Raw genomic sequence first — 25,113 nt, forward strand, 5'->3', positions numbered from 1 at the left:
CAACCCTGGTCTGGACCTGAATGAAGCGCACTGCGCTTACCGGCCCATCTGGCGCATGTAGCTGGTGTTAAACAGTTTGTGGCGCAGCGGTTTGGCCGCCATCCGGGATTTCAGCGACAGCGTGGTGCAGTGCTCGGCCTGCAGGTCGACCATACTCACGCCATCGGTAGCAGCACCCTGCCAGGCCTCGTTCTCGGCGGTATGAAAAGCCGAATGGCTCTGGGCGACAATACCCAGTTTCCAGAGCTTGCCTGTGCGGTCGTAGATACGGGTCAGCGCCGGGGTGAAGGTGACTGCATCAATGATGTAATGGCGCCGCGACAGTGGATGGCGCCCGTCCTTCGGCTGGGCCTGAAGCAGGTGGACCTTGCGCAACTGCCAGGTCACCTCGGGAAAGCAGTGGCCCTTGCCGGCAAAGGCAATATCCCGGTAACCGTCCTGGTCCATTTCCTGCTGCGCCAGGTCAAGCTGGTTGTGGGCGTACATGGGCAGTAGTTGCTCCGAGCTCCCAAGGTAGGTCCATTCCATATCCATGATGCGCCCGTTATAACCGAGGAAGTCCTCGATCATGATGTCGCTGCCGAGGAAGGCGTCGGTCTTCTGGCCGGTGGCAATGCGCTTCACCCGACGCTGGGTGTTCAGGTACATCCAGGCCTGCTCCGGCTCGGTGTCGTCCTGCGCCCGGTGAATCAGCAACTGGGTGTTGCGTATATCCTGGGGGCTGCTGACGCGCAGGTAGATCGCCGAGTAGAGGTTAGCAGGGTTGTCTTCCAGCGCGGGCAGCGGTTCGTGGGAATGGCGGTGGGTGTAGCGCAGGATCGCGCCATACATGGCGATAGTCCGTTCGAGCTTGTCCTTGCGCATGTCGCGGTAACGCCAGATAAAGTGCGCTGTCTCGGTCTCATCGGGCGCATAGGTGTAGCGCATATTCCAGGCGGCCTTCAGCCCCGCCTGGGGATCCTCTTCATCCAGGCCGACAAAGGGACGTCCCCCGGCATAACCCGGCAGCTTACCGCCATCTGGAAGCAGCCCGGTTTTTCCAAGACTCGCGCCCGTGGCCTCCAGGTAACGTGGGTGGACAGGGAACTCCAGTTGCGGGCCGAGTTCGATCTCGAAATGGCCGGCACCAACGCTGTCCACCACAGTTTCATCCAGCCAGGGAGCATACTGCTCGACATTGGCACTGCTGATCTTATTTCCCGCTGCCAACAATGGATCGGCAGCGCCTTCCAGCGGCGGCGCAAACTCCAGCTCCAGCGTTGGCTGCTCCTGGGCCAGAACGCCCGGAACCAGCAGCGTAGCGGCGAGCACAATCGCGCCGGGTAACATTCGCTTCTAACTTTCCTGTGTTGATTGCGAGTCCGGCGGCGTCAGCACCTCTACCTCCAGGTCGTCGCGGGGATAGACCCGGCAGGCGAGCACTATCCCCCCTACCATGTCCTCCTCGGTGATGTGCTTGATGCTCATCTTCTTCGCCTCATAGCTTCCCGACAGCACACGCACACGGCAGATGCCACAGCCACCGCCGCGGCAGCCCACCGGGATCACTTTGAGCAGGGGCGCACCGACCTGGAAGGTCTGCATGCCCTGCAACAGGTGCTGCTCTTCTTTGCAGCGAAAACTCTCGCCGCTATCCAGCAAACTTATTGTGTGCTTCATAGGTTCTGTTTAGATCTTCTTGAACAGGCCGCTCTTCGCCGCCCCCTCGGCGCCATCGGCGGCGGTGAGAAAGCGTTCCATGTAGATGTCCCGCTCGAACAGCCGTCCCTGCATCAGCGCGGTGATCGCCGCGTCGATCATCGGCGGCGGGCCACACAGGTAGGCCTTGTGGCCGTTGAATTTGCCGTCGAAGTGGGCGATGGCCGCCTCGTGCACGTAGCCGGTGAAGCCGCCCCATTCGTCGTCTGGCAGTGGATTGTCCAGCGCCGGCACATAGCTGAAATTAGCGTGCTGCGCTGCAAGCTGTTCGAACAATTCGCGGTTGTACAACTCGCCGAGATTGCGCGCGCCCTGCAGCAGCGTGATGTTGCGGCTGTCGCCCTCCTCCAGTAGTTCCAACACCATCGACTGCGGGCTGGACAGGCCCGATCCGCCGGCAATAAAAATCAGGTCCTCGGGCGCCGACTTACGGGTGAAAAACTGGCCGTAGGGGCCGGACACATCCAGCGTGTCACCGACCTGCAACGTGTCGTGTATATAGCCGGTGCCGGCGCCCTCGGGTACGCGGCGCACATGCAGCTCCAGCACCGTGTTGTTCGACGGCTTGTTGGCGATGGAGAAGGCCCTGGCCCCCTCCACCCCCGGCAGTTGTAGGTTGATGTACTGGCCCGCCTGGAACTGGATCGGGTGATCCAGCTCGAATCGAACGCCCTTGATAGTGGGCGACAAATCGTCGATGGCTACCACCGTGGCCCTGAAATCCTCGATCGGGTAGCCGAGAAAATCCGGATCCACATCGATATCCGCCTCGATCACCAGGTCACTTTCCGGGGTGGCGCAACAGGCGAGGATCTTGCCCTCATCCCGCTCCATGTCCATCAATGCGAAAGGCGAGGCATTACCCAGGTCCACATCGCCCTCCACCAACTGGCACTTACAGGTGGCGCAGGTACCGTGGCCGCAGGCAAAAGGGAGCCACACGCCCTGGCGCAGAGCCGCATCGAGGATGGTCTGACCCTCTTCCACTTCCACCACGTCACCTGTGGGCTCAACGGTTACTTCATACATCACTTATCCCCCGAGCTCAGCTGCCGCTGCCGCCGATGCCGTCCAGGCCCGGCGTTGCAAAGCGCACGATGGACTTGTGGTCTATGCCCTGCTCCGCAAGCCCCTTGTCCATATCCGGGGTAAACGGTTCGCCGTTGAGGTGCCATACCACGCCGCTCCAGTCGATCTGGCCGAACTCGGGATGCAGGCTGAACGCGCCGGGCATCAGTTCCCCAATCACTTTGCCGAAGGGCATGTCCGGCGGCACCGGTAAGGCCACCGGTGAGCAGAACATCAGGTGGTGGTCCCAACCCAGGTACAGGATCTGGTTGCCGTGGAAGTTCGCGAGCGCGTCGAGGCGCTCGCCGCGGTAGTTGTCTACGATTGCTGCTACTGGCATTTGTTTGTTCCTCATTTTCAGCTGCATTCATCCCGGAACGCTTTCATAGGTTTCCCTGGATTCCCGCCTGCGCGGGAATGACGGAGGGAGATACGGGTAGGCGGCTGTGGGTCAGCTCGCCTTCTTCAGTTTTTCTTCCGCGGTTTCCAGCCCGTGCCAGTCGTTCCAGCGCGCTTCATCGGGGGAGCCCTTGTAATCCAGGTTGTCGGTACCGAGGTTGATGCGGTAGTAGCCGCCCAGCACGTCTTCCATCTCGGCGCCGCCGCAGTGGCCCTGGTAGATCTGGTGCACTGGAAGCCAGGACTGCACGTACTTTTCCGGTTCGAAGTCGAAGATATCCTTGCAGCCATCGGAGCAGAAGTTGTAACGGTCCCCGTCGTACTCGCTCTGGCGATAGGACACAAGGGTCGGGTCATCCATATCGGTGAACCCCATCGGAATCTGGCAGGTCTGACATAGCATGGGCAGGGTTGGGTTGTAGTAGCGTTCGCCCGCCTCTTCCATCCTGCGCCACTGCTCATAGCGCGGACGGTAGTACTTGTCGAAAGTGTTGGGGTACTTCTCCGACAGCCAGTCCATTTCTTCTTCTGTGGGCAGCCAGGTGTGGAAGGCGGCCGCGTGGCCATAGTTGTAGAAGATGCTCCAGGCCTGGTGGGACAGGTGCTCCTTCTCGGCGATGGCGGTGGCCGCGTAGTCAGGCATTTTTATGCCGTAGCGGGCGAGGTCCTTGAACAGGGCGCTGGCGGCCTCCTCAAAGTACACTTCGAAGGATTCCTGCCAGGACATCACCTTGTTGGGCAGCATGTAATCCATCATCATCGCCACCAGGGTCAGCACCCGGTAGCCGCGCCACAGCCACTTGTTGATCCAGCGCTGCACGATGGGCACGTTGTCCTCGTGCTGCTCCAGCATGAACTTGATGATCTCCAGGCCCAGAGTCATGTGCCGCGCTTCGTCGGACTGTGCGGAGAAGCCGAAAGTCACCGTAGCCATGTCGCCGTTATAGGCAGCGCCGGACATGAACGGCACGAACAGGAGATTGGTTAGCACGTATTCGAAGGAGAAGCCTATCGCCACCATGAACTCGAAAGGGCCAGCGGAGCGGGCGTCGTCAAAGAAGCTCTTCGGCACCGACAGATACCACACGCGATCGTGCATGTGGCTGAAATCCTGGAAGCCATCGAAGTGCTTGTTGTAGTGGCTCATGGCGTGGATCTGGGTTTGGACATGACGCAGTTCATCCAGCGACTGCATCTGGCAGGCGACCCGAGCCCCGACGCCGCCAAACTGGCGGCCGACATGGGCAAAACCGTTATAGGCCTGGTATTCCAGCGGTGACACACCGGTGAGGAACAGCTTGATCGCATTGACGTAGCGGGCATCCGCCACATTCTGCTGACCGTTGTTCTGGGCGAAGGCGTCGAAGATGGCGTACAGTTTCTTCTCTTTTTCCGCCTGGTACTTCCAGTAGGCGTCCATGGTCAAGCGGAAAGGATCCTCCCACTTGCTCCAGTCGGTGATCTTGATCCCCTCGAAGGACTCCTGCTTGAAGATTTCTTCGTAGTCGCGGTAGCTGTACTCCCACTCCAGATCGCGGGTGAGGAGGCGGTACTTGTCTTTCAGGTTGAGTTTGCGTGCGGTCATTGTATTTTTCTCCTCACTGGTTCCAGGTCAGGGTCAGTTGGTCGTCGTCCTCGTCGACGTTGCCCCCAAGGGTGATCAGGTTCACGTGCAGGGCCTGCACTTCCCAGTCGCGCCCCATCTTTTCTTCCACCGTTTCGCGCTTGATGGCGAGGAAGCCCTCGTTCTCAATGCGGATCATGGCGGGCTGGTAGATCACGGTGGCGTCCGGGTTGTCTTCCTCGATGGCCTCCACGATGTAGTGGGACTCTTCGTTGTCCTGCAGTGCGATATAAACTTTCGACATTACCTTTTCCCCTTACAAACCGGCTTTGGCCAGTCGCTTATCCAATGCTTCGATGCTGGCTGCAACCGCCTCATCACCTACCGCAACTTCTCCCAGCGGTGAGAGATCGGCCACGGCCTTTTCCCGCCAGGCAGCGATCCAGCCCCCCAGCACTTCGCGGTTATGGTCGGATTCGGCGGCGAGGCTCTTGAGGGTGGCGTCCACCCAGCGCGAATTGTCCTTGTGCCACTCCTGCATAAACTCGATCAGCATGGCGAGGTCGGAACCGCCCTGCTCGGTGATGACTGCGTCGAATTGGCGATAGATCAGGTCGTAGACCAGGGTGTCCAGGACCACGTCCTGGGCGATGAAAACTTCGCCCCAGTCTTCCAGGGTGAGGGTGTTTTCCACGTAGCGCCGCAAGCCCTGCCAGGCAGGGTCAGTCATCCAGTGGTCCTTGGCGGTGGCCAGTGCCTCGCCGGAGTTGCCGTCCAGCAACAGGCCGATGCGCGACAGGTACTGAGCAACGCCCAGGCGGTCCATGCCGTTGTAGAGAAAGGCCTGAGTAACCACAGTGGATGTACCGTAGGCGCAGCACATCACGTTATTCATATTGGCGGCCAGTTCCAGGTGACGCAGCGGCACCAGGCAACGGATGATTTGTTCACGTATCTCTTCCGGCATACGTTCGGCCAGGCCGCGCTTGTCGAAGAAGCTGTAATTGCTCTCGGTCACTTCCTGTAATTTGGCGCGGGCCTGCACGTAAGTGCCGTAATAGTACTGGCGCGGGTCGCGGAAGGCGTACCAGTCCTCCATTACCAGGGCGGTTCGGCTGGTGTCGTTCAGCAATTTGTCTGGCTGCCACAGGGGGCGGTAGTGAAAATTGTGCTCCGGGGCGATGTCGTAGCTGGCCTCCTGGTAGCGCGATGCCGGCTTGTCACCAAAGCGCCGCCTCGTGTGTTCGAAGGTGTGGCGTATCGGTTCCAGGGTCGCGGTTTTTATCTCTATGGTCATTGGCTTTCCTGCTGGGTCGGGTTTCAGGGATTCGCTCGGTCGTCGCCGTAGCGCCACTTCTCCATGTCGGCATCCACCGCGGCGGCTTGCTCGTCAGTCATCATTTCCACACGATTGTGCTTGCAGAAGACCTCGAAGGCAGTGCGCGGCAGCACCAGTTCGACGTAGAGGGAGGGGTCGCCAATGGCGAAATCAAATTCGATAAACTTGTCGTCCACCACCTGGCGCACGCGCACGTAGCGCTTCAGGTCGGTGAAAGGAACGTCTTCGTCCCTTGTGATGCTCTCTGGTGCCATTGCGGGCTCCGGCTGGTCTTATTCGTTATATACTGAATGCTTTAAAGCAAGGGCCGTGCCAGGTCGCAAATATATATATATATTAATAGTTTATATATTTTTGGAGTACAAAAAAGTAGCTGAGTTGCCGGAAGACTTCATGAAATGATGAATCGTTTCATGAGGCTGATTCATCATTTCATGAAATTTTTGGGCTGCCGTTTTTTTTCAGCCGGTAGTCCAGAGTGGCCCGGGACAGCCCCAACAGCTTTGCCGCTCGGGTGATATTGCCGCTTACCCGGTCCATGGCGCCGGCAATCATCTGTGCCTCCACATCGGCCAGAGGGCACTCCTGGTTGAGCAGTGTAGCCACCAGTCCCTCCAGCGGGGCTTCGGCGGGTCCCGCCTTTACACTGGCCCCGCCGGGCGGGGCAGTATCCTGCAGGTGGGGGAACAGGTGTGAATGCTCGATCTCCCCTCCCTGGTGAGCGAGAATCACACCGCGCTCAATCACATTGCCCAGTTCGCGGATATTGCCCGGCCAGTGGTAGGCGCGCAGGGCCGCCATGGTACGGTCGGTAACCCCAGCCACCAGTTTGCCGTGCAGGGAACTGTACTTGTCCACGAAGTGACGCACCAGGTCGGGCAGGTCGTCGATACGCTCCCGCAGCGGCGGCACCGTGACCGAGTACACGTTGAGGCGGTATAGCAGATCGGCGCGGAAACGCCCCTCCGCCACCGCCTGCTCGAGGTTCTCATTGGTGGCTGCCACCAGGCGCACGTCCACCTTGCGGGTGCGGGTATCCCCCACCCGTTCCAGTTCACTCTCCTGCAGCACCCGCAGCAGTGCCGCCTGGGCCTGGGGTGACAACTCCCCCACCTCGTCGAGGAACAGGGTCCCGCCGTGGGCGCGCTCGAAACGCCCGGGACGCGAATGGTCGGCACCGGTATAGGCGCCCTTCTCCACCCCGAACAGTTCCGCCTCAATCAGGTCGGCAGGTATGGCGGCACAATTGACCGCAACGTAAGGCTTGTCGTGGCGCGGACTGCCCTGGTGCAGAGCCTTGGCAAACATATCCTTGCCCACACCGGTCTCACCCAGCAATAGCACGGTGACCTTGCTCTCAGCCGCTCGCGCGAGTAGTTCGCGCACTTCCAGGAAGGGCGTGGAGCAACCTATCAGGTCGCCGAAGCCCCGCTCGGTGATCAGGTTCTCACGCAGGGCGGTGACCTGGGACTGCAGCGAGAACAACTGGTCGGCAATACGGTCGGGACGGTAGTAGCGAAGCAGTTCTTCAGCGTCGTCCCATTCCTCCGCCGGGCGCCCTTCGATACGGCACATCTTCTCACCGCAGCCCATGCAGCCCAGTTCGCGGAACAGGATCTGGCGGCCGACAAAGCGCGAAGTGAAGCCGCTGGCATAGCCGATCTGCGACCAGCATACGGGTTCGAAACTGACTCCGTACTCGTCCAGGAAGATTTCTGCTTCGAAGGAGTTCTGCCACTCGAATACGCCGTGGAAGGTGTGCTCCTCCTCGTCCAGTTCCAGGCTTACAGGGGTCACCTTCACCTGACCGGTGACCATGTGTGATTGGGGTCCCACGGAAAACACATCGAACAGGGGAGCGTCGGGGCGCAGGCGGCGCGCGGTATCGGCGTCGCGCTGACCGGCCACGTAGCCCATTCGGATCAACAAGCCCTTGGCGCGGTCGATACCCAGGGATTCGATCATCTCCTTACGCAGGGCCTGCAGCTCACTTGAGCGCAATAAAACCATGCGCTCTTCCGCGAGCCAGATGCGGCCCTCTTCGGGCTCAAAGCGCAGCAGGTCCTGTATGTCGTCTAGCGCCGGAAGATCCGGCAATGTGCTGGTCATGGCAGGCTCGTCATATCTTCATTATGCAAAACCTCTCCAACTTACACCGGCAGAAGCGGGTTTTCAAAGCAGGCGCTCAGTCCAAAGCCCGTAAGCTAGTAGAAAACAACCTCTCTCAGTGTCGATTTACTTGAACATTATCCTCTATGATTCAATAAACCAGGGCTGGTGACCAGTTACCGGCGTCGATTACTGGGATGGTGACCCGGACGCGAGCTAATCAGGACGGCCGGGCTCAATACTCTCCGGGCGGAGAATCATTGTCGCCCTCCAGCGAATCAGGGGGTGAGGCGATAAACAGTTCCACACCGGCCTCGACATCAGCATCGGTGATCTTGAAGGTCACGGTGGGATAGACGACCCCCTCTTTGTGTGCAGTCACCCGATAGGTGCCGTTTACCGGCATGTTCAGCCAGGTGACACCCCCATCCACCGACACGTCCTGCTGGTTCAGGTCGGGAATCACCGACTTGTTGAAGTATATCGGGCCGATAGCGTCCGGAGTTTCCGGGCTCAGTGAGACCAGGGCACCAGGGTCGCCGTGGGGCAAGCGGTCATCATGCATGGAGCCCCAGGACTTACCTACGGTAACCACCATCGCATTGGAGAAAAAGAAATTTGGGTAGCCATTGCTGCGCATCATCTTCTCGACAAAAGGCAGCATTCCGTACTGGTAGTAGTAGGGATCAATGAACTGGATGGCAAAGTCGGTGTTGTCATTGTCATCGATAAGGTTGACGTTGGTCTTGGTGGTAATCCAGTCCTCCTTCTCGAATATGAATGAGAACTCCAGGTCAAGGTCGCGGTCCTTTAACACGTACATGGTCCACCAGCCGGTGTCATCCGTTTGCAGGTCGAGATCACGGGTTTCAGGGTATTCAGCAATCCACACCCGGGTGCCGGGAACCGTTGCGTGATAGTCGATGTACTCCGGCGGCTGGAGTTGGATATCGATGCCAAAATGGTTGGTCTTGCCGGACAACTTGACCAAGCTCACAGCCGGCCCCAGGATGTCGTCCTGCAGGGGCACGTCGGGGTTTGCCTCGTGTTGGTCGACGATATCCTGCACCAGACGCCGTGAGAAACGCTTGTCGGTAAACACCAGGATATTGTCCTGCAGTTCAACACCGGGATCATCGTTGTCGCTATCGCTGCAGCCCGCAACCAAGGCGCTGAATACAGCCAGCACCAGTCCCGTTTGTAACAATCGCATTAAGCTTTCCATGACATTGCCCTCCCTGACTTTTTTATTCTGTCCAGGTTTTGTCCGGTTAATGTTAGCATCGACAACACTGGAAAACCAATAACAAAACACTGCTGCGGCAGGGCCGGGAATGAATATCCACGATAAGATAAGTCGCTCCTGTTAATACTGATGGCCGGTATGACGCCCGCCTATCAGCGTCACCGCCCACACCAGCGAAAATGGATGCACTATGGATGACACCCAGCAAAAAAACGGCCTCGACGACTTCGCCCGCCGCTACCTCTACCTGCTTGCCGCTGCTGCGGCTGTCGCTCTTCTGTGGTGGCTATTGAGCCTCGACTACCGCGCCGCTGAGTTGAATGACCTGCTGGCGGCCGACGAAGAGCTGGCCGCCTACCCTTACCAGTTTCAGGTACTGTCGCTGGACAATGGCATTGCGCGCATGTCCAGCCCGCGCTCGGCGCAGATGTCCGCGATCCAGGGGCTGCGCATCCTGTTTCCGCAACTGAACGATGCCAGCGCGGATTCGGAGGAGATGATGGCGGCGCAGGAAAAGCTGGCGCAGACCCAGTCGAGGGCCGCCGGGCTGGTCAGCGCCGAGGCGGATGTGAAGCGGGTGGTCTGGGTGCTCGACGAAGCCTGGCTGGGCAGCCATGGGGTTTACGTCCAGTAAGCCGGCTCTACTGCGCGACCTCGCGCTCCACATCCTGCTCCCAGTCCTTCGCGGTGACGCCCTGGGCCCTGTCGAGCTGGCTCATCATACCGGGATAGTGTTCCCTGAATACCGCCATGATTTCATCGAAGGGCAGGTCCGGGTATTCGCCGCGATCGTTCAGGTACTCCATGTGGCGGTTACCGGCCCGGTCGAACGGGTGGTACAGACTGTCTTCACGGCCGTTGAACTCCAGTGGCCGCAGGCCGAATTTGTCGCACAATTCTATGTTGAACGCCGGTGTGGCCTTGACCCAGGTGCCCTCCAGGTAGATCGAGGTATACCCGTGAAAGTAAAAGACCTCGGTCTCCATGGACTGCCGCAGGCGTTCGGTTGAAAGGTGATTGCAGACATCAGCGAAACCCAGTCGGGCGGCAATTCCCGACGCCCGACACAGCGCGGCCAGGAGCACCGCCTTGGGGACGCACCAGCCTTCCCCCGCCGCCAGCACCGAGGAGGCGCGAAAGCTCCGGGGCTCCGTACTGACGGCATAGGGGTTGTAGCGGATGTCGTCACGCACCGCGTAATACAGCCTGACGGCGCGGCTGACATCATCGCCACTACCTGCCTTTTCCCGCGCCAGGCGCCTGACCTCCGGCGCATCGGCGTCGATGAAGAAGCTGGGCGCAAGCAATGGGGCCAGGCTGTCATCCTGCGGCTGTTGTTCCATGGTTGTTGGTCCTGTGCGTGCTGGTGATCCGGCCAGTATATCCTGTTCGGGCACTCAGAACGGGTTCTCCAGCTCCAGGCTCACTTCGTAACCACCCACGTTGATACGGTGGCCATCGAGTTGCACATCGCCATCGGCCAGCACGCCGTGATCAAAGCGGTACACCGGTTCAATCGTGCCGGCGATCATGCCCTCGTCGTAGTCTGCCTGTGCCTGGCTCACCGCCTCGTTGGCCGCCTGCCAGGACTGCCACTGCTGCGACGTGCAGCGCTGCTTTAACAGCGCCATTGTCGCCGCCGGACTCAGTAGCGTGGCCGAGGCGTTGTTGCCGCCAAAACCCTTGGAATTAATCACCGCATACCGGGCCCGGGCAGGATCGAACTGCCGGTGCTCCTTGCTGAAGGCCAGGTGGTCGGTACGCACGTCATCGGCCAGTTCGTCGATCGTGTTAATGCCGGGAATCAGTCCATGATGCCACATACTCAGGGTGGCGGTGACCTGGTCGCCGGAGGCGGCACCCAGTGAGTGGCCGAGGTAACTCTTGAGCGCCACCACTGGCCAGCTGTCGATACCGAAAGCCTCTGCGGTGCGGCTGAGAATTTCCGATTCAGTGACCCGGTTCTGGGGGGTGCCGGTGCCATGGGCCTGGACAAAGCCCCCTTCCCGCACGGCCTGCTCGCCGAGGATCGCGCGCACCGCTGCCACCGACTTGGCCATGGTGATGTAGTTGCCCACTCCCGGACCCGATATCGACTTTTTGTAGCCATCTGCGTTGACGAATACGTCAGTAGCTGCGCCGAAAACCGTCGCGCCCAGCTCCAGCGCCAGGGCGTCGTCGAACAACACCACCATCTGGGCTGATTCGGCGATGGTAAAACCGCAGTTGTTGGCAAAGGGCCGGCAGGCACGGCGGTGATCCAGTTTGTCTCCCGGGCCCAGTCCATCCAGCTGGCGCAGTTCCTTGTCTGTCGCCAGTGCGCCCATGGCAGCATAACCTTCCATGACCTCGGCATTGACGGGAGCCTCGGCGGCGCCGATAAACGCAACCCTCGCCCTGCCGGCGCGAATATCGGCAATACCATTTTTGAGGTTATACAAAAACGAGGCGCAGGCGCCCAGGGTGGCTCCGGTAGAACCCATGGCACCCAGCACATAGGCGTTGATAAAATCGGAGGGCATTTCCGCCAGGCTCAACGGACAGTACTTTGAGGTCACACGCTTGCCGTTATAACGGGCCTTCAGCATGCCGCCGGCGCCGGCGCTGTCGAGCTGGCCCATGGCGCTGCCAGCATAGACGCTGATCTTGTCAGCGGGCACCCGCTGTTGGATCATCTCCCAGTCCAGGCCCAGGTTGCCGAGCGCGTCGGAGGCTGCACACACGGTCATCTCCAGTCCCCGGGGATGGCTGCGCGAAGCGTAAAGCTTGCCGGGTTCATAGCCGGTGGGCAGTTGTCCGGCGGCCTTGACTTCGAATTCGCGGTTGGTGGGTAACAGGAATTCCTGATGGCCCTGAATGTTCACATTCACGTGCGTCACCGAGGTCGGTGTCACCTTCCAGCTCGCCGGAATATCTTCCGGGAGATGACGTCGCTCAATGTCGAAATTTACCGGGTGACCGTTGCTCTCAGTCGGAAAGCGCTGGTTCCAGAGGACGGAGTCCACATCGAAGTGCTGGAGTTCGATACGCCGGATCAGGGTATGATCCAGGATGTACTGTTCCTGTGCGGATGGGTTATCCAGCCCCATCATGCTCGCCAGTGACGCCAGGGTGCGCTGTTTCTGGCGCTGGTCCAGGGCTTCGTAGCCCATGCGGGCAACGGCATGGTGTCCAGAGGCGCGCCCGGCGCCGTTGAATCCACCCAAACTTACGATGACCGGTAAAGGCTGGCCCGACATGATTGCAACTCCGATAGTGAGCGAAACTGGTTAAATCAGTGTACGCTGAGACAGGGTGAGAGTTTATGGCATATCTGCCATATAATATGGTTTTTTGGACAGGCTTGACCCATGTACCAGATTGCTGCCCTGCTCTACCCACAGGCCCTAGCCACCAGTATTACCCTGCCGCTGGAAATATTGCGTGCGGCTTCGCAGATTGCCCGGGTAAAATCCCGACTCAGCCCCCGCGTCCACCATATACTCGCCGCCGCCAACCGGAAGCCGGTCAGCCTGTTCGGCGGCCTCACCCTCAACCCTGACCTCGGCTATGCGCAACTCCCGCCCCTGGACCTGTTGATCATCCCCGCGATCTGGCGTAACCCGGTCGCGGTTATCAACAGCAGCCGGCCCTGGCTGGACCAGCTCGCCCGCATTGCCGCCAGTGGCACCCGGGTGTGTGCGGTGGGCACGGGAACCTGTCTGCTGGCGGAAGCGGGCCTTCTGGACGGAAAACCGGCCACCACCCACTGGAACTACCTCAGTCGTTTTGCCAGCGACTACCCGAAAGTACAACTGAAATCGCGTCACCTGATTACCCAGAGCGACAATATCTACTGCGTCGGTAGCGTCAACTCGATCGCCGACCTGATGGTTCATGTGGTTGAAGACTGGTATGGCAGCGGCGTTGCCCGCGCGGTTGAGAACCAGTTCTCGCCGGAGATACGACGCCCGTTCCGGGCGGCGGCCTACCAGAATGAAGGTGAGCAGAGCCATCATGACGAAACGGTCCTCGAGGCACAGCAGTGGCTGCAGGAAAGACTCGCCGACAAACCGACCGTGGAAATGGTGGCCAGCGAACTGGGGATCAGCGCGCGCACACTCAACCGTCGCTTTCGCCAGGCCACTGGCCAGAGCCCCCGGGCCTGGCTGCAGCGATTGCGGGTGCAACAGGCCCGGGAGCTTTTACGCCACTCCAACCTGACTCTGTCGGAAGTCGCCTGGCAGGTCGGCCTGCAGGACGTGAGCCATTTCGGCAAGCTGTTTCGCGAGCACGTGGGCATGACTCCGGGCGCTTACCGGGAAGCCGTCCGCGGCAAATTGTTTGTCCCGGAACGCGCTTGAGGAAAACAGGCGCCTGTGGCTAAATGGGCGCCCTGTTCGCTCCACCGGCTCACGCAATCAACTCAGCCTCCTGTGTGCCCTGCAAAAGCCGGGCAGGAAGCGCGGCGTAGGCGCCCTCTGCATTGGCGCTGGTCAAGCGGCAGCCGTCGCTATCGAACTCAACTGAAAGGTATCAGCCAATGGCTTTGTCCAGCGTACCGGATATTCTCGACGACATTCGTGCCGGAAAAATGGTCATTCTCATGGATGACGAGGACCGGGAGAATGAAGGTGACCTGATTGTTGCCGCCGAGGCAGTCACCCCGGAAATCATCACCTTTTTTTCCAGCGAGGCCTGTGGACTGATCTGCATGCCGATTACCGACGAGCGCGCCCGCCAGCTGCAACTGCCGCTGATGGTCAGGGACAACCGGTCCCAGCACGAGACCAATTTCACCGTCTCTATCGATGCCGCGGAAAAAAAAGGCCCCGGCATCAGTTCCGTGCAGCGCGCCCATACCGTGCTGACAGCGGTGGCCGCCAATGCCAAACCTGCTGACATCAATCAGCCGGGACACATCTTCCCGCTGGTGGCCAAGCCGGGTGGCGTCCTGCGCCGCGCTGGCCACACCGAGGCCGGAGTGGACCTGGCGCGCATGGCAGGTTTCGAGCCAGCTGCCCTGATCGTGGAAATCATGAATGAAGACGGCACCATGGCCCGACGCCCGGAATTGGAAGTCTTCGCCGAAAAGCACGGTCTTCGCATGGGGACCATCGCCGACCTGATCGAGTATCGCGCCCTCCATGAGCAGTCCGTGGAACTGAGAAACTCGAAGACGGTCGACACCGAGTTCGGGCCGTTTGAGCTCCACACCTTCCTCGACCTGATTGACGACACCGTGCACTACGCCATGACCTGTGGCGATATCTCCGAGGACGAAGATGTGCTGGTGCGGGTGCAGGCACAGAACACCCTCCGCGATGTGCTCGCTACACGGATCGAAGGGTCTGAAGGCTGGTCTTACCGGCGGGCCATGGAAGCAGTGGCCGCCGAAGGCAAGGGCGTGGTGGTGCTTATTGGCCAGGAGGTCAGTCCCGAACAGGCACTGGCGGAAGTCATCCAGTTCCCCGAGCCCCCGAGCGTTACCGGCCCGGCAGACACGGCTGGCCAGCAAAACTACCGGGTGATCGGTACCGGATCACAAATCCTCAAGCGCCTGGGCGTCGGTAAAATGCGCCTGATGTCGGCACCGGTGCACTTCAACGCCCTGTCGGGCTTCAACCTGGAAGTCACTGACTTCGTGCAGCCCTGAGCATCTGCCGCCGGCTGCCGGGCCCTGCCCCTGATACGAAAACCCCCGCATTCGCGGGGGTCGGCTCATCCCTCCTCGATGGTCACTCGCCTGATCTCCTGGGCGTCCCGCTCCGCCTCGCAGAACGGCATGTCGATCCAGCCGCTCTCGGAATACAGCCGTGTAGCATCAGCGTAATGCGGTGAGGCGGGATCGGTAGACTGCGAGTAGGTCAGCACGGCGTTGGCGTCGGGACAGTCCGTTTCATCCCAGCTGACCGCCTGGATGTAGCTGTTTCCGGCACGTACGTCAGAGTAGCCCTCACCCTCGACAAAGCCGGCGCTGATCACGCTGAACAGCATCGAGCCGGATCCGCCGGGCAGAGGAATACGCTCACCGTTCTTCTCGATGAACTGTACTTCGCCCCAGGTCGCATCCAGGGCGATACCATTGTCCTCAAATACGGCAACCGCGTCGGCCAAGCCCTGTCGCACTGATTCCACCACTGCAGCGTCTCCGGTGTTCAGCGTATTGGGCGTATTGACCGGATCGGTGGCGTCGAACGGCACCGCCCAGAGGTTGTTCAGGCTTCTCACCCGCTGCCAGAATTCGTAAAAAATATGGCCGCCAACGCTGTCAATCTGGTGGCGTTTGTCCCAGGACGCCAGAATCTTGCAGGCAGAAGCCATGGTGGCATTAGAGCTACCGTAGACAGACCAGTCACTCACTCCGTCACAAATACCGACGACATCGTCGTTGATCAACTCAGCGGCATGGTTGCGTGCCGAGGTCAGGATGTCGCGCACCTGCTGGTTGGTAAAGCCATCACCCTCCAGGTCATCCTCCCCTGCCAGGCGCTGCTCTGCCTGTACAAAGGTGAGTCGGGTGCGGATGGTCTGCTGGTATTCTTCAGGACCGATGGCCCGGGTAAAGCCGGTGAGCAGGTTACGCGGGTTGGGCAACCAGTAGCTGTCGTTGGCGTTGGCCGCGTACTGCGTGGTCCGCAGCTTGGGAAGGTTGTCGAAACCCAGCAGGTTTTCCGGTGCGCCCTCATCGTTGCCCAGCTGGCAGTCGGGGTCCGAGCCATCCAGGGTCACAATGCTCGCCACCGCGAGAATAGGTGCGGCGATGGGGCCGCGCACGCAGCTATCAATCAGCTGTTGCGACGCGTTGGGTACTGCGGAAATGTCGCCATAGAAGCCTTCGCCATGGCGATCGGCAGCGATGGTGTTAACCCAGGGAATACCGATGGTTTTGGTGGCCTCGAGAATGTCATCGAGGCCCTGTGCCTGGCCGAAGGCAATCCAGTTTTCCAGACCCCGCATGTTTTCCCGATTGGCATCATTGAACGCGAAGATGGTGCCGTTAAAGGTCGGCCAGCCACCGAAGGCTGCAAGCTGGTTACCCAGGTCGGCAATGGTACCGAACTGGCTCTGGTAAAACGTGTGCTCAACGGTCTGGCCGTCCCCGTCCACTGCACCGACGGTGACGGGTTCAAGATCAACCAGTTCGTCGCCAAAGTAGTACTGCAGGGGATTGTCCGGGTTGACTTCCAGTTCATGCAGGGTAAAACGACGGGCGGTAGAGACCGTGTGGCTCCAGGCGGTGTCCTTGTTGAAACCAATGTTGGCCAGCGGAATACCGAACAGGCCCGCCCCCATCACGTCGTATTCACCGGGAATCGTGTAGTGCGCCATGAAAAAGCGGTTCACGCCCTGCCAGGGAAAGTGCGGGTTCCCGTAGAGCACACCGCTGTCGAATCCGGCCGCGTCCCGACCGATCCCGTAGGCGTTGCTGCCCAGCACTTCAGTGGAGGGGAAACCAAAGCCCGCCAGCAGCTGTTCAGGCGTGGTGGCGGCGATCTGGGCCAATGCCTGTCGGCGCATCTCCTCCGACCGCGGCGTCAGGGCGGCGACGGTATCAGCGGGGGGCGCTGCAGCCACCAATTCGCGATAGAAAGGATCCGCCGAGGCGCGCAGAATGGTCTTGTGGCCCGACTTCAGGGCATCATCGAGGGTAACAGGCCTGACCCAGGCTTCGCCCCGGCAGCCTTCCTCTCCCTCGGCAAGATTATCCACCCCGGTATCAGCCAGGTAACGGCTGATACCGGCGGCGTAGCCCTCAAACAGGGCCAGGCCACGCTCGGTCATCTGCGCCTTGATCCGCTCCAGCGCGGCATCGGTGTTATAGAGTCGCATCACGAAGTCGAATTCCAGGTTGCCGTCGTCACCCAGATATTCTGCCGACTGGCCGTTGGCCCGCACCACGTCGCGCATATAACTGCAAAAGTTCTGCTCGGCAAACGCGTAGCCAGCACCGTAGCCGAGGCTGCCCCAGTCATCGGCGGTCACATGCGGGATGCCGTACTCGGTCCAGACAATATCCGCCTGGTAGGTCAGCTCTGGTTCCGGCGGTTCAACCACGGGCGGCTCCACCGGGTCACGGCGGTCAGAGGAATCGCTGCAGGCGATAACGACAAGAGAAACAAGACTGATCAGTGGCAGCCGGAGGCTAGCGGGAAGGGAGAGGTTCAAGGGGGCACCTGTGAATAGCAACATGGACTAATTATTGCGCTCATTCTACCTTGCCAGTGGCTTCGATCATACAAGGTGCGGACGACTTCAGCAGTCTAATCCGGCCAGCAGCCGGTAGTATGTGGCCAGTTCAGAGGTTGCGAAAATCGGGTGCCCGCTTTTCCATGAAGGCGGTGATCGCCTCGATGTTTTCCGCGGAGCCCGCCTGCCTGGCCATGGCCTGCTGTTCCGCCGCCATGGCGGCCTTGATCGCCGGCAGATGATGCATTCTCAGGCTGCGTTTGATCTCCCGCAACGAGTTGACCGGCCACCGGGCGATTTCCCTGGCCCTGGCCAGCGCATGGCCCCGCAGTTCCTGCTCTGGCAGCACGGCGGCAATGATGCCCAGCGCCAGGGCTTTGTCGGCGTCCACCCATTCGGCGGTGTAGAACAGTTCAGCGGCTTTTTGCGCACCGATGTTGGCCTGCAGCATGTAACTGCTGCCCCACTCCGGCGCCAGCCCGAGGCTGGCAAAGGGCAGGCGCAGGCGCAGGGTATCGGCTGCATAGACAATGTCTGCGTGGAACAGCACCGTGGCGCCTCCGCCAACCGCAACCCCCTGTGCCGCCGCCACCAGCGGCTTGTCGAACTCGGCTACCGCCAGCGCCGCCGCGTTGAACAGAGCCTGTGGATCGGTATCCGGTTCACCGAAACTCGCGAGGTCGGCGCCGGCGCAAAAATGCTCTCCGTTACCGCAAAGCAACGCACAGACGATTGTGTCGTCCTCGGCGGCAGCGCGAAATACATCGCGAATACCCGCCCACATGGCACTGTTGATGGCGTTCTTCTTCTGCGGGCGGTTAAAGCTAATAACCAGCACACCATCCATATTTTCACTGTGAATGTACTGGGTCATACGGACCTACCGGTGAAAAGTAACGGTGTCGGACAAGGGGGCGCGGTCGGTGATGCAGGTATTTGCCGGCTCATCCGGGTCCGGGTAACCAAAGGAAATGCCGAACAGCAGTTTGTGGGAGGCGTCCAGCGCCAGGGTCTCACGCACCAGTTCCACCTGGAAGCTGAGCGCGGTTTGCGGGCAGCTGCCAAGGCCATGGGCGGTCAGGGCCAGCATGAGGGTCTGGGCATACATGCCCAGGTCGGCCGCTTCGCGCAGGCCGAAGGGCTCAGGCAGGAACAGAAACGCCGCGTGGGGGGCGCCGAAAAACGTGAAATTGCGCATGAATTGCTCATGCCGGGCGGCCTTGTCCTCCCGGGCGATACCCGCGGCGTCGTAGAGCGCGGCCGCTGCGCCGTATTGCCTCTGCTTGTAGACGCCGTCATAAACACCGTCATAGGGGAAGTCCATGCTCATCTTGCCCGCCATAAACTGGCTGGGCATCTCCTGGCGCAGGTACTCCAGCTTTGCACCGGACACCACGTGAACACTCCAGGGCTGGGTATTGCAGTTACTGGGCGCACGCTGGGCGCAGGCGAAAATATCCTCCAGCATCGACTGGTCCAGCTCCCGTGGCAGAAATCCACGCAGAGAACGACGCTGGTTGACGATGGTGGTAAAAGCCTGACTTAAATCATCCGACATGGGTATTTCTGCTCTCCGGCTGGCAAGGAGCGACATTATGGGCACGGATCAGCTGCCGGTAAACCGGGCGGGACGTTTTTCCTTGAAGGCGCGCATCCCCTCTTTCGCATCGGACGATGCGAACACCGGGCCAGCCAGTTCATCGGAAGCAAGCATGGCTTTTTCTTCCGGCATACATTCCTGGTGTTCACGCAGCGACCTGACCACCGCTTTGACTGCCAGCGGCCCGTTCTGGCATATCCTGTCTGCGTACGCTTGCGCCGCTGCCAGGGTGGTGCCGGCAGGAACGACCTTGTTGACAAGACCGAAGTCCAGCGCCTGCCGGGCGCTAATGTGCTCGCCACAAAGCAGCATCTCCGCCGCCAGGCAGTAGGGAATCTGCCGACGCAGGCGAATGGTCGATCCGGACATGGGGTAGAGACCCCGTGCGACCTCGGTAATGCCAAAGATGGCGTTATCCGCAGCCACGCGAATGTCGGTGCCCTGCAGAATTTCGGTACCCCCCGCCAGGGCGTAGCCCTCCACTGCCAGTATCAGCGGCTTGCAGGGGCGGTTATCGCGCAACAAGGCCTGCCAGTGGACATTGGGAACCTCCGCCATCACCGCCATGAACTCCTCGGTGGACCGCTGTTCACCATCGGCTCCCGCCTTGAGGTCCATTCCGGCGCAGAACGTGTCGCCGTTGGCGGTAAGAATGGCGCAGTAGAGCTCGTCGTTCTCATCCAGCAGTCGCCACGCCTTGTACATACCCAGCAGCATTTCCGGACTGAAGGCATTCTTTGCTTCGGGCCGGTTAAGGGTCACGGTCAGCACGTGGCCTTGCTGTTCCACGGTGCAGTTTCTGGTGCTTATGTCGAGTTCGGGCATGGATCGGGGTCCGTTTTCTGGTTAGGTGAGTCAGGTCAGCTTACTGAAGTCACTGGATCCCCGCCTTCGCGGGGATGACGATATGGGGCCGGGATGACGATATGGGGCCGGGATGACGATATGGGGCCGGGATGACGATAAGGGGCCGGGGTGACGATACAGGGCCGGGATGACGATAAGGGGCCGGGGTGACGATACAGGGTCGGGGTGGTTAACCGGGGCCCGGGTGACGATAGCGTCATCATGCGACACGGTGGTTGCCGGCGAGGGCGATTTCCAGGGCTTTCGGGTAGGCAGGTTTGCCGCTGGGCGCTCTGGGCACCTCATCCACCACGTGCAGTTCCCTGGGCAGCTTGTAGCCGGCGATATGCTGGCGGGCGTCAGCCTGCAGTTGTTCCAGGGTAATACTGCTGTCACCGCGCAGGGCCACGACCGCCGCCACCCTGCTGCCGAAACGCTCGTCGGGGGTCGCCACCACCAGGCAGTCGAAAATCGCCGGGTTGGCCTTCAGTGCCTGCTCCACCTCTTCCGGAAAAATTTTTTCACCGCCACTGTTAATGCAGTTGGAGCCTCGACCGTAGACCGTAATGCTGTTGTCTTCCTCCAGCCGCGCTTCATCGCCCAGCAACAGCCAGGGTTTACCCTCCACTTCGACGATGGTTTTGGCGGTCTTCTCGGGATCGTTGTAATACCCCACCGGGATATACCCGCTGCGCGCAAAAATGCCCATTTCGCCCGGCGCAACATGTGCGTGAGGTTCACCCTCGTGATCACTGATCACCGACATGAACTCACTCTTGCTGACATTGCCCAGGCCCTGGCCTTTCTTGCCGCCACCATCCATGCCCATGTTGCCGCTTTCGGACGAGCCGAAGGAATTGGTAATGAACACATTGGGCAAGTGTCGTTTGAATGCTTCCTGCTTGGATTCGGAGAACACCGCGCCGCCGGAACCCACACTGAACACGGAGCTCAGGTCCCAGCGCCCCTCGTTGGCATCAAGAGCATCGAGTAACGGCACCGCCATCGCATCACCGACGATGGAAATCGCATTCACTTTCTCCCTCGCCACAATATCCCAGACGTCTTCGCCCACCAGCGAACGGTGTTGCGACAGCACCACCGTGTTGCCAGCCAGCAGCTGGATACAGGCGTACCACCAGCAGGCGCCATGCATCAGCGGGGCCAGCGCCATTCCCACGATAGCAAAATCCCCTATCCGATCGACGATCTGCTCCGGCTGGTCGATGGCACCATCAGGGTGAAACCAGCCGCCGCCGCCCATGGCGGCGAAAAACACGGACTTGTGCGGCCACATCACGCCTTTGGGCATGCCGGTCGTGCCACCGGTATAGAGAATAAACAGGTCGTCGTCGGCGCGCTCGGGAAAGTCCCGGCCATCGCTCTGGTCGGCCATGGCCTGTTCGTATTCAACTGCACCGATTGCCTCGGGGTTCGCGTCGGAGCCATCTTCTACATACACGAGGGTTGTAAGATCCGGTGCCGAGTCGCGGACCTCGGCTATGTGCGGGCTGAACTCCCGGTTGTGTATGCAGGCCACCATGTCGGCGTTATTGAATATGTACAACAACTCTTCATCGACATAGCGGTAGTTGACATTAATGGGCACCGCGCGGATCTTGAAACAGGCCAGCATGCCCTCGAGGTATTCATTGCAGTTATAGAGGTACAGGCCCACGTGGTCACCGGCGCCGACGCCCCGTGAGCTCAGGTAGTGCGCCAACCGATTTGCGCGCTGGTCCAGCTCGCGGAAGGTCGCTCGCTGTTCACCGCAGACCAGGGCGTCCCGGGAGGGGACCTTGTCCGCCACCATCTCGAACATGTCGGCAATGTTGAAGTGCTTCTTCATCTCCATCTCCTATCCCTTGTCCGCGCCGACGACCCACATGGCGAAGAACTGGGCGCCACCGCCATAGGCGTGCCCCAGGGCGAGCCTGGCGCCTTCGACCTGATGATCACCGGCATCGCCGCGCACCTGGCGGGCTGCCTCGGCAAAGCGAATCATCCCCGAGGCCCCGATGGGATTGGAACAAAGCACGCCCCCGGAGGGGTTCCAGGGAATGTCTCCGCCCTCGTCCAGCGAGGTGGCACCGTCCATGGTCAGTTTCCACCCCTCGCCTTCGGGGGCAAAGCCCAGGTTTTCCAACCACATGGGTTCGTACCAGCTGAAGGGGACGTATACTTCGGCGCAGTCCAGGTCCCTGCGGGGATCACTGATGCCGGCCTGCCTGTAGACATCGCCCGCACAGTCCCTGCCAGCCTGGGGGTTAACCTCATCACGACCGGCATACATCGTCGGTTCGGAACGCATCGCTACGCCCCGTATCCAGGCCGGCGGTCGCGGTGCCTGTTCTGCCAGTCCCTCATCAGCAATGACCATGGCGCAGGCACCGTCAGAGGAAGGACAGGCCTCCAGGAAACGAATGGGGTCCCACAGCATGAAGGACTCTTCCACTTCCTTCATGGTGATATCCGGCTTCTGTAAATGAGCCAGGGGGTTACGGGCACCGTGCAGGCGATCCTTGACCGCCACCTTGATACCGGCATCATAGGGCGCCCCAGAGCGCCGCATATACTCGCGAATAATCGGCGCGAAGTAACCGCCGGCGCCGGCGTTGAGGTGGGTCGAGAAAGGCTGCGGCGTGGACAGGGCCCACATCGCGTTCGATTCTGACTGTTTTTCATAAGCCACGGTCAGCACCCGCCTGAAACTGCCGCTCTGGACATGAGACGCCGCTACCAGCGCGGTGGAGCCGCCCACGGACCCCGCCGTATGGACCCGCAGCATGGGCTTGCCATTACAGCCCAGGGCGTCGGCCAGGTAGATTTCCGGCATGACAACACCCTCGAACATATCCGGGGCCTTACCGATAATGACCGCGTCTATATCGTCCCAGCTCAGCTGGGCGTCCTCGAGGGCGTTGACCGCCGCCTCTCTCACCAGACCGGCAATGGAGACATCATGGCGTTTGGTGGTGTACTTGGTCTGGCCGATGCCGACCACTGCTGCCAGATTAGCCATCATGCTTTCTCCACTACGGTGACGAGATTGTGCTGCAGGCAGGGTCCGGAGGTGGCATGGGCTATGCCCCGCTCCGCTTCGCCGGCAATGATGCGGTTAAACACCTCACCGATTCGCGACAGTCCCGACGCCATCATCAGGTTGCCAGCCAACACGCCGCCACTCGGATTGACGCTCGTCTCGTCGCCCAGCCCCAGGGCCCGGATCAGTATCAACTCCTGGTGACTGAATGGCGCGTAGAGTTCAGCGACATCAACTTTGCCCGCGCCCACGCCCGCGCCTTCGGCGGCAAGCCGGGTTGAACGGGAGTCGGTGAGATCACGCATACCCAGGTTATGGGTTTCCATACGGTGGTCTATGCCAGTGATCAATGCATAGGGCACGCCCCACTCTCTGGCTTTTTCCACGGTGCAGATAATCATCGCCGAGGCACCGTCTGAAACCGGAGCGCAATCGGCTCTGCGCAGGGGGGAGACATAGGTCTCCTCGGCCAGCACGTCGTCGGCACTGATGTCCCCGGCCAGCTGCGCATTGGGGTTGGCGAGGGCATTGCGCCGGGAGCGTGAAACCACTTCCGCCATGTCCCGCTCGCTGATCCTGCCCGCATCAAGCAGGATTCGCGCCTGCATGGCAGCGAGGGAGATACTGTCTAGCCAGAGCGGCGCCAGGTAATAGGGGTCCAGCTGCTGCGAGAGCACAATGGGCAATTCGCCCGGTGATGACTTGCCAAAGCCGTATATCAGCGCCGACTCGGCGTGCCCCATTCGAATTTTCAGCATGGACTCGTACAACGCCCAGGCGGCGTCCATTTCCACGTGCGATTCCCTGATCGGGGGTACCGCGCCAAGTGCATCAACACCGGCGACAAAGGCGAACGCTGCACCCTGCAGATAGTCACAACTCCCGGAGCAAACGAAATCGACGTCCTGGGCATTGGCAATCCCCAGTTGCCGATAGACTTCCGTCAGTACCGGCATGATCAGTTCCACCTCGTTACAGGCACCGACATCGGACACGGCCTTCGACTGGTGATAGGCCACGATTGCTATGTCTGTCACGATCCTATCCCTCCCATCCGCTGACCGGCAACGTGCCGATCGATTCCACCGGGACGTCCGGTTCATCGATCGGCTTGAAGTAACGGATATTGTCCATGGCATAGTCCCATTCTTCCTCGGGTTTCCACACCGCCTGCACCCGCTGGCCGATGTGCACCTCCTCGTTAACACACTCGCTCATCAGGTGAATGAAGGAGATATTGGCGCCATCGGCCACCAGGTTGGCGACGATGTAGGGGGGCTGGATCGGGTTACCCGGAATCGGAATGGACACGATGGTAAAAGATTCCACCGTTGCCTTGTCAGAGAGGACCACTTCTTCCTCGGTCGCGACCCCACAGGCGGCACAGGAGCCTCTGGGGGGGATATAAACCTGTTCACAACGGGGGCAGCGCTGGCCGGTCAGTACCCCCTTCCTGATCTGCGACAGGAAACGGGCCGGCGCTGCGCCGGCAGTGAAGTTGTATTTGAGGTAGATCGGCGCCTCGATGCCGGTCACAGGGTCCTGTCGCTCACTCATGACATTTCCTCCGGTACCAGTTCGAAGCCATTGATATCAGTGATAAAGCCGACGGTCTCCTCTGCCCACACCGCCCTTACCCTGACGCCGGTGCTGACGTCGGCTTCCCTGCCGGCGCGGATCCAGTGCACCATCGGCACATCGGCGCCGTCCAGTTTTATCATCGCCCAGGCAAAGGGTTGCTCGCTGGGATGGGACTCCCGGGGTTCCTTCACCCAGGCAAAACTGACGACCTCGCCTTCCTCTCCCACGTCGACAAACTCACTCAGCGCTTCGGCTGTGTCCGGGTCGTATTCCATGGGCGGCACCACCACCCGGCCATCACTGGCCTTGATCCCGACGATATTGCGGTCGCGCAGTTCGGTGAGAAATCGCCCCACCACCGGCCCGGTCGAACGGGTATAGGTAAAACCAAGCTCAAACGCCTGGTTGAGAATGTCCGGCTGTGACACGGCCTTTGCCTCCCTGAGAGGAA

Annotated in this window: 25 protein-coding genes; 4 read left to right on the forward strand and 21 right to left on the reverse strand. The window is 60.4% G+C overall.

Going from position 1 to position 25,113, the window contains the following annotated elements; translation table 11 throughout:
* Window positions 1-36 precede the first annotated feature (36 nt).
* The 10 genes from E2F43_RS11270 to E2F43_RS11315 form a co-directional block, all read right to left on the reverse strand.
* Window positions 37-1,329 (reverse strand): DUF1329 domain-containing protein, encoded by a 1,293-nt coding sequence (locus E2F43_RS11270; protein ID WP_133212647.1) that lies wholly within the window; start codon window positions 1,327-1,329, stop codon window positions 37-39.
* A gap of 6 nt (window positions 1,330-1,335) precedes the next feature.
* Window positions 1,336-1,659: a 2Fe-2S iron-sulfur cluster binding domain-containing protein gene (locus E2F43_RS11275; RefSeq protein WP_133212649.1), complete on the reverse strand. Its 324-nt coding sequence runs from the start codon at window positions 1,657-1,659 to the stop codon at window positions 1,336-1,338.
* Window positions 1,660-1,668: 9 nt separating this feature from the next.
* Window positions 1,669-2,727, reverse strand: coding sequence for an NADH:ubiquinone reductase (Na(+)-transporting) subunit F (locus E2F43_RS11280; protein ID WP_238946857.1), 1,059 nt, complete (start codon window positions 2,725-2,727; stop codon window positions 1,669-1,671).
* A gap of 16 nt (window positions 2,728-2,743) precedes the next feature.
* A complete protein-coding gene (locus E2F43_RS11285; RefSeq protein WP_133212653.1) occupies window positions 2,744-3,106 on the reverse strand; it encodes a phenol hydroxylase subunit P4 in 363 nt (120 codons plus the stop codon).
* Window positions 3,107-3,217: 111 nt separating this feature from the next.
* Complete coding sequence (locus E2F43_RS11290; protein ID WP_133212655.1) at window positions 3,218-4,750, reverse strand: aromatic/alkene/methane monooxygenase hydroxylase/oxygenase subunit alpha; 1,533 nt, start codon at window positions 4,748-4,750, stop codon at window positions 3,218-3,220.
* Between the two features lie 13 nt (window positions 4,751-4,763).
* On the reverse strand, window positions 4,764-5,033 hold the full coding sequence (locus E2F43_RS11295) for an MmoB/DmpM family protein (RefSeq protein ID WP_133212657.1): 270 nt from the start codon (window positions 5,031-5,033) through the stop codon (window positions 4,764-4,766).
* 12 nt (window positions 5,034-5,045) lie between these two features.
* Window positions 5,046-6,026 carry an aromatic/alkene monooxygenase hydroxylase subunit beta gene (locus E2F43_RS11300; RefSeq protein WP_133212659.1) on the reverse strand — a complete coding sequence of 327 codons (981 nt, stop codon included), beginning with the start codon at window positions 6,024-6,026 and terminating at the stop codon, window positions 5,046-5,048.
* 23 nt (window positions 6,027-6,049) lie between these two features.
* A complete protein-coding gene (locus E2F43_RS11305; RefSeq protein WP_133212661.1) occupies window positions 6,050-6,322 on the reverse strand; it encodes a phenol hydroxylase subunit in 273 nt (90 codons plus the stop codon).
* 178 nt (window positions 6,323-6,500) lie between these two features.
* Entirely contained in the window at window positions 6,501-8,177 is a 1,677-nt protein-coding gene (locus E2F43_RS11310) for a sigma-54-dependent Fis family transcriptional regulator (RefSeq protein WP_133212663.1), read from the reverse strand.
* Between the two features lie 235 nt (window positions 8,178-8,412).
* Window positions 8,413-9,390 (reverse strand): hypothetical protein, encoded by a 978-nt coding sequence (locus E2F43_RS11315; RefSeq protein ID WP_133212665.1) that lies wholly within the window; start codon window positions 9,388-9,390, stop codon window positions 8,413-8,415.
* A gap of 223 nt (window positions 9,391-9,613) precedes the next feature.
* On the opposite strand from E2F43_RS11315, the gene E2F43_RS11320 reads away from it, so the two are divergent.
* On the forward strand, window positions 9,614-10,057 hold the full coding sequence (locus tag E2F43_RS11320) for a hypothetical protein (RefSeq protein ID WP_238946858.1): 444 nt from the start codon (window positions 9,614-9,616) through the stop codon (window positions 10,055-10,057).
* Between the two features lie 7 nt (window positions 10,058-10,064).
* Here the strand turns inward: E2F43_RS11320 and E2F43_RS11325 are convergent, their stop codons facing one another.
* Both E2F43_RS11325 and E2F43_RS11330 read right to left on the reverse strand, forming a co-directional pair.
* On the reverse strand, window positions 10,065-10,766 hold the full coding sequence (locus E2F43_RS11325) for a transglutaminase-like domain-containing protein (RefSeq protein WP_133212667.1): 702 nt from the start codon (window positions 10,764-10,766) through the stop codon (window positions 10,065-10,067).
* Between the two features lie 54 nt (window positions 10,767-10,820).
* Window positions 10,821-12,662, reverse strand: a complete 1,842-nt coding sequence (locus E2F43_RS11330; RefSeq protein ID WP_133212669.1) for a beta-ketoacyl synthase — start codon at window positions 12,660-12,662, stop codon at window positions 10,821-10,823.
* A 111-nt stretch (window positions 12,663-12,773) separates the two neighbouring features.
* Between E2F43_RS11330 and E2F43_RS11335 the strand changes: the two genes are divergently transcribed.
* The 3 genes from E2F43_RS11335 to ribB are packed head-to-tail and all read left to right on the forward strand — an operon-like array spanning window position 12,774 to window position 15,058.
* Window positions 12,774-13,766 (forward strand): GlxA family transcriptional regulator, encoded by a 993-nt coding sequence (locus E2F43_RS11335; RefSeq protein WP_133212671.1) that lies wholly within the window; start codon window positions 12,774-12,776, stop codon window positions 13,764-13,766.
* Entirely contained in the window at window positions 13,747-13,932 is a 186-nt protein-coding gene (locus tag E2F43_RS11340) for a hypothetical protein (RefSeq protein ID WP_133212673.1), read from the forward strand. The genes E2F43_RS11335 and E2F43_RS11340 overlap by 20 nt, the downstream gene beginning before the upstream one ends.
* A gap of 13 nt (window positions 13,933-13,945) precedes the next feature.
* On the forward strand, window positions 13,946-15,058 hold the full coding sequence (gene ribB / locus E2F43_RS11345; protein ID WP_133212675.1) for a 3,4-dihydroxy-2-butanone-4-phosphate synthase: 1,113 nt from the start codon (window positions 13,946-13,948) through the stop codon (window positions 15,056-15,058).
* Between the two features lie 65 nt (window positions 15,059-15,123).
* Here the strand turns inward: ribB and E2F43_RS11350 are convergent, their stop codons facing one another.
* The 9 genes from E2F43_RS11350 to E2F43_RS19260 form a co-directional block, all read right to left on the reverse strand.
* Window positions 15,124-17,571, reverse strand: coding sequence for a penicillin acylase family protein (locus E2F43_RS11350; protein WP_165954275.1), 2,448 nt, complete (start codon window positions 17,569-17,571; stop codon window positions 15,124-15,126).
* 130 nt (window positions 17,572-17,701) lie between these two features.
* Window positions 17,702-18,466 (reverse strand): enoyl-CoA hydratase-related protein, encoded by a 765-nt coding sequence (locus tag E2F43_RS11355; protein WP_133212679.1) that lies wholly within the window; start codon window positions 18,464-18,466, stop codon window positions 17,702-17,704.
* 6 nt (window positions 18,467-18,472) lie between these two features.
* Entirely contained in the window at window positions 18,473-19,150 is a 678-nt protein-coding gene (locus tag E2F43_RS11360; RefSeq protein WP_133212681.1) for a nitroreductase, read from the reverse strand.
* A gap of 48 nt (window positions 19,151-19,198) precedes the next feature.
* Window positions 19,199-20,017, reverse strand: coding sequence for a crotonase/enoyl-CoA hydratase family protein (locus E2F43_RS11365; RefSeq protein ID WP_133212683.1), 819 nt, complete (start codon window positions 20,015-20,017; stop codon window positions 19,199-19,201).
* A 241-nt stretch (window positions 20,018-20,258) separates the two neighbouring features.
* Window positions 20,259-21,887, reverse strand: a complete 1,629-nt coding sequence (locus tag E2F43_RS11370; protein ID WP_133212685.1) for an acyl-CoA synthetase — start codon at window positions 21,885-21,887, stop codon at window positions 20,259-20,261.
* Between the two features lie 9 nt (window positions 21,888-21,896).
* Window positions 21,897-23,063: a thiolase domain-containing protein gene (locus E2F43_RS11375; RefSeq protein WP_238946859.1), complete on the reverse strand. Its 1,167-nt coding sequence runs from the start codon at window positions 23,061-23,063 to the stop codon at window positions 21,897-21,899.
* A complete protein-coding gene (locus E2F43_RS11380) occupies window positions 23,060-24,118 on the reverse strand; it encodes a lipid-transfer protein (protein ID WP_133212687.1) in 1,059 nt (352 codons plus the stop codon). Before E2F43_RS11380 ends, E2F43_RS11375 begins: the two co-directional genes overlap by 4 nt.
* A 4-nt stretch (window positions 24,119-24,122) precedes the next feature.
* Window positions 24,123-24,638, reverse strand: a complete 516-nt coding sequence (locus E2F43_RS19255) for a Zn-ribbon domain-containing OB-fold protein (protein ID WP_238946860.1) — start codon at window positions 24,636-24,638, stop codon at window positions 24,123-24,125.
* The gene (locus E2F43_RS19260; RefSeq protein WP_238946861.1) at window positions 24,635-25,090 is read right to left on the reverse strand and encodes a Zn-ribbon domain-containing OB-fold protein; all 456 of its coding nucleotides are present in this window, start codon (window positions 25,088-25,090) and stop codon (window positions 24,635-24,637) included. Before E2F43_RS19260 ends, E2F43_RS19255 begins: the two co-directional genes overlap by 4 nt.
* Window positions 25,091-25,113: the final 23 nt, after the last annotated feature.

Source organism: Seongchinamella unica (genome assembly GCF_004354085.1).
In the GTDB taxonomy this organism is placed as follows: domain Bacteria; phylum Pseudomonadota; class Gammaproteobacteria; order Pseudomonadales; family Halieaceae; genus Halioglobus; species Halioglobus unicus.